This window comes from Pseudoalteromonas sp. Z1A6, from assembly GCF_011378745.1.
Classification (GTDB): Bacteria; Pseudomonadota; Gammaproteobacteria; order Enterobacterales; family Alteromonadaceae; genus Pseudoalteromonas; species Pseudoalteromonas arctica.
Window position 1 is genome coordinate 1 of sequence record NZ_WTKW01000336.1, and the last position, 4,475, is coordinate 4,475.

Here is a 4,475-nt window from a genome sequence, read left to right on the forward strand (position 1 = left end):
AAGCCTGCATTTGCAGGCTTTTTTATTGCTCAGAATTAATTTCACACTGTGTAACTAGTTAAAACTAGTGGTCGCGGTCAACCGCAATACGAGCAAGGCTTATGAGTGCTTGCTTATAGTCAGACTCAGCTAAAAAGTCTAAACACGCAATAGCTTTGTCAGCTTCAAGCTCTGCTTTTTGCATTGTAAATTCAAGCGCATTAGTTTGCTTTAGTGCCGATAGAATGTCTTCTAAATGCTCCATACCATTACTGTGCTCTATTGCATCACGAATAAGCTGCGTTTGCTGCTCGCTACCATGTTGCATAGCATAAATAAGTGGAAGCGTTGGTTTGCCTTCAGCTAAATCATCACCAATGTTTTTACCCAACTGCTCAGCATCTGCATTGTAATCGAGTACATCATCTACTAGCTGAAACGCAGTACCTAAATGCATACCATATAGGTTTAGTGCATCGAGAGTAGTTTGGTCTTGCTCAGTAATAATGGCAGCAAGGCCTGTCGCTGCTTCAAACAACTTAGCTGTTTTAGAGTAAATAACCTGCATATAACTGGCTTCGGTCGTATCTGGGTCGTTGCAGTTCATTAACTGCAATACTTCACCTTCAGCAATAATGTTTGTTGCATCGGCAAGTACTTGCATAACCTGCATTTTTCCAAGGCCAACCATAAGCTGAAATGAACGAGTGTAAATAAAGTCACCAACCAATACGCTAGCAGCATTACCAAATTCAGCATTTGCTGTAGGTGTGCCACGTCGTAAGTTTGATTCATCTACAACATCATCATGCAATAGCGTTGCTGTATGAATAAACTCAACAATTGTTGCAAGTGTTATGTGATCTTTACCCTGATAACCGAGCGCTTTGGCTGCTAAAATCGCGAGCATTGGACGAACGCGTTTGCCGCCACTGCTAACTATATATAAACCAAGCTGATTAACTAACGCCACATCTGAGCGCATTTGCGCATGTATAAGTTGATTGACGTCATTCATATCGCTTTCGATTAACGCCTGGATAGCTTTTATATCCATTGATCTCCGAGCCAATTTTTATGTGTGAACGGCGCAGATTGTACAACAAAAAATGCACTAGCTCGATATTTTGTGACGATTGATTGAAAAAACACTATTAAAGTACTTAATTTAGACTGAATTAGCCAAGATAACTGATCAATTGATAATCAATATACAGTTTGTGGTGTGCTTAGATATTAAGCTGTGAGGGTCATATTTGAGTACATTAATTTATTTCGACTAAGAGTTAAAAAGCGCTTGGCAAAAGGGCTAATTAATATAAAATGGGGTAAATATTGAATTGCTCTCAAAGCAGCTACTTTTTATTCATTTTAATTACAAAATAGGCTTGCTAGTTATTTCGCGTTAGCGTAAACTTCGCGCCCTATCGAAGAATATTTTAGTTGCGCCGATTTGAGGGTGCACAGACGGAGTTAATTATGTACGCGGTTTTCCAAAGTGGTGGTAAACAGCATCGTGTGACTGAAGGTCAAACGATTCGTCTTGAAAAATTAGACGTTGAAACTGGTGCGGCAGTAGAATTTGATTCAGTACTTTTAGTTGCTGATGGTGAGAAAATCGAGATCGGTGTACCGTTCGTAAACGGTGGCAAGATAACAGCTGAGGTTGTTTCACATGGTCGCGGTGAGAAGATTAAGGTTGTTAAATTTAGACGCCGTAAGCATTCTCGTAAGCAAATGGGCCATCGTCAATGGTTCACTGAAGTTAAAATCACTAGCATTAGCGCTTAATTAGAGGTACTTAGAAATGGCACATAAAAAAGCAGCTGGTAGTACTCGTAACGGTCGCGATTCAGAAAGCAAACGCCTAGGTGTTAAGCGTTTTGGTGGCGAATCAGTTCTAGCGGGTAGCATCATTGTTCGTCAGCGTGGAACTCGTTTCCACCCTGGTACTAACGTAGGTATCGGTAAAGACCACACTATCTTCGCAAAAGCAGATGGTAAAGTTCAGTTTGAACAAAAAGGTCCTTTAAACCGTAAATACGTAACTATCGTAACTGAGTAATCAGTAAGGTAGTTAAAAACCCCGCCTTTGCGGGGTTTTTTGTTTTGTAGTCAGTCAAAATATATACCCAAGCCTGCATTTGTGTTGGCTTGGGTATATAATAGAGTTATTAAACAAGCCAATCCCTAAAGTGAGTAATCATGAAGTTTGTAGATGAAGTAGAAATTCGCGCAGAAGCTGGAGACGGTGGCAGTGGCATCGTGTCTTTCCGTCGTGAAAAATATGTTCCAGATGGTGGACCAGACGGCGGTGACGGTGGAGACGGTGGTAGTGTTTATCTACAAGCTGATGAAAACTTAAATACCCTAATTGATTATCAGTTTGAGCGCTTTCATAGAGCTGAACGTGGTACTAACGGTCGTAGCCGTAACTGTACAGGCCGAAAAGCCGATGACTTATTTGTTATGGTGCCTGTAGGCACGCGCATCATGGATGTTGATACCCAAGAGGGACTTGGCGACTTAACTCAAGATGGTCAACGAATTTTGGTTGCAAAAGGTGGTTTCCACGGCTTGGGGAATGCACGTTTTAAATCAAGTACTAACCGAGCACCTCGTCAAAAAACATTGGGCACACCCGGTGAAGTACGTAACTTAAAGTTAGAGTTACTATTATTAGCTGATGTAGGCTTACTAGGATTACCAAATGCAGGTAAATCTACGTTTATCCGCAGTGTATCTGCAGCAAGACCAAAAGTAGCTGATTACCCATTCACGACGCTTATTCCTAATTTAGGTGTGGTACGTCCTGAAGCAAATAAATCATTTGTTATAGCCGATATTCCGGGTCTAATTGAAGGTGCATCTGATGGTGCAGGCCTAGGTATTCGCTTCTTGAAGCATTTAGAGCGTTGTCGTGTGTTATTGCACATTATTGATGTAATGCCGGTAGATGGTTCAAACCCTGTTGATAATGCATTCTCGATTATTAACGAGCTACACCAATACAGTCCTAAATTAGCTGAAAAACCACGCTGGTTAGTGTTTAATAAAATAGATTTATTACCAGAAGATGAAGCAAAAGCGCTATGCGAAGCGATTGCAGAAGAGCTGGGCGAAACTGAAAATATTTATCACATTTCAGCAATTAATAAACTTAATACTCAACCTTTAATCCACAACATAATGACACTACTTGATAGCATGCCTAAAGAGAAGTTTGTACAAGTTGAAGATGAAGAAGTTGAATTCAAGTGGGATACCTATCATGAAAAAGCCACTAAAGGTAAAGGCAATGATGATGATTGGGACGACTGGGATGAAGATGATTACGACGTAGAAGTTGTCTACGAGCGTTAATTAAATAGAATTTATTAAAAAGGAGCTTATGCTCCTTTTTCTTTGTTTAAGAATAAAGTACTAGGTGTTTATTATGATAATTTCAATGATTGCAGCAATGGCAAATAACCGTGTAATTGGCCTAGATAATAAAATGCCATGGCATTTACCTGCGGATCTTCAGCATTTTAAAAAAATAACTACGGGTAAACCTGTGATCATGGGTCGTAAAACTTTTGAGTCAATAGGCCGTCCTTTACCTGGGCGTCGTAATATTATTATTACTCGAAACAGCGAATATACTGCACAGGGTATTGAAGTGGTAACCACACCAGAGGCCGCACTAGAACTGGTTTGTGCTGTTGAAGAAGTAATGATTATTGGTGGCGGTAATATTTATGAGCAATTTTTACCAAAAGCAGAACGCTTGTATTTAACCTTTATTGATTTAGATATTAAAGGCGATACACAGTTTCCTGATTACAATAAAGTTGCTAATTGGGGCGTGAAAGAAGAGCAACAAAACCTTCCTGATGAAAAAAACAAATCTAGTTATAAATTCGTAACTTTGTATAAAGAACATTAACATTATTGCGTAATTTTTGATAGATTGATATAATATTCGATAGTCTATATAAGAACAAAGTATTATAAAGGGTTTGTCATGTTTAAATTACCAAAGCTAGTTGCACTTACTGCTGTTGTCGCTGTAAGTTCTTTTTCGTATACAGCACCTGCAAATGCTGAAGATCAATTAGCAGTATCTATTTGTGAATATATTGCGGCAGACGATAAAAACCGATTACGCAGCAAGCTTAAAAGCTCTCGTGTAAAAATTCGTAATATTTATGATGCAGTACAATGTAATGGTAATAACTTATTACGTCATGCTGTTGCTAGTAATGCAGTGGATACTGGTGAGTATATAGTTAAAAACTTATCAAAAAGTGCGTTAACAGATGGTGCTGATATTGCTTGGGCTGAAGGCAACTTTGCTAGCTCACCACTTATTGCAGTGATTAAAGATCGCGCTGGTCTTTAATTATAAAAAGGTTTTATAACTCTACCTTCAGTAAGGTATTGTTAAATATTGATTAGTCTGAAGTTGTTATTAATAACAATCTCAGGCTTTTTTATTTAGCTAATGTAATCTC

Annotated in this window: 6 protein-coding genes; 5 read left to right on the forward strand and 1 reads right to left on the reverse strand. The window is 38.9% G+C overall.

The window, feature by feature from the left end; translation table 11 throughout:
- Window positions 1-64: 64 nt before the first annotated feature.
- The gene (gene ispB, locus GQR46_RS16585) at window positions 65-1,036 is read right to left on the reverse strand and encodes an octaprenyl diphosphate synthase (RefSeq protein ID WP_007586099.1); all 972 of its coding nucleotides are present in this window, start codon (window positions 1,034-1,036) and stop codon (window positions 65-67) included.
- Window positions 1,037-1,458: 422 nt separating this feature from the next.
- Between ispB and rplU the strand changes: the two genes are divergently transcribed.
- From rplU to GQR46_RS16610, 5 genes are all read left to right on the forward strand, one after another.
- On the forward strand, window positions 1,459-1,770 hold the full coding sequence (rplU, locus tag GQR46_RS16590; RefSeq protein WP_002957748.1) for a 50S ribosomal protein L21: 312 nt from the start codon (window positions 1,459-1,461) through the stop codon (window positions 1,768-1,770).
- Between the two features lie 16 nt (window positions 1,771-1,786).
- The gene (gene rpmA, locus GQR46_RS16595; RefSeq protein ID WP_002957747.1) at window positions 1,787-2,044 is read left to right on the forward strand and encodes a 50S ribosomal protein L27; all 258 of its coding nucleotides are present in this window, start codon (window positions 1,787-1,789) and stop codon (window positions 2,042-2,044) included.
- Between the two features lie 140 nt (window positions 2,045-2,184).
- Window positions 2,185-3,342, forward strand: a complete 1,158-nt coding sequence (gene cgtA / locus GQR46_RS16600; protein WP_007586086.1) for an Obg family GTPase CgtA — start codon at window positions 2,185-2,187, stop codon at window positions 3,340-3,342.
- Between the two features lie 73 nt (window positions 3,343-3,415).
- The gene (gene folA, locus GQR46_RS16605; RefSeq protein ID WP_165741569.1) at window positions 3,416-3,907 is read left to right on the forward strand and encodes a type 3 dihydrofolate reductase; all 492 of its coding nucleotides are present in this window, start codon (window positions 3,416-3,418) and stop codon (window positions 3,905-3,907) included.
- 78 nt (window positions 3,908-3,985) lie between these two features.
- Complete coding sequence (locus GQR46_RS16610; protein ID WP_007586082.1) at window positions 3,986-4,363, forward strand: DUF3718 domain-containing protein; 378 nt, start codon at window positions 3,986-3,988, stop codon at window positions 4,361-4,363.
- Window positions 4,364-4,475: the final 112 nt, after the last annotated feature.

Coding starts and splice junctions, on each gene's coding strand:
- ispB (WP_007586099.1), bottom strand. CDS start 1,036: ATGGATATAAAAGCTATCCAGGCGTTAATCGAAAGCGATATGAATGAC.
- rplU (WP_002957748.1), top strand. CDS start 1,459: ATGTACGCGGTTTTCCAAAGTGGTGGTAAACAGCATCGTGTGACTGAA.
- rpmA (WP_002957747.1), top strand. CDS start 1,787: ATGGCACATAAAAAAGCAGCTGGTAGTACTCGTAACGGTCGCGATTCA.
- cgtA (WP_007586086.1), top strand. CDS start 2,185: ATGAAGTTTGTAGATGAAGTAGAAATTCGCGCAGAAGCTGGAGACGGT.
- folA (WP_165741569.1), top strand. CDS start 3,416: ATGATAATTTCAATGATTGCAGCAATGGCAAATAACCGTGTAATTGGC.
- GQR46_RS16610 (WP_007586082.1), top strand. CDS start 3,986: ATGTTTAAATTACCAAAGCTAGTTGCACTTACTGCTGTTGTCGCTGTA.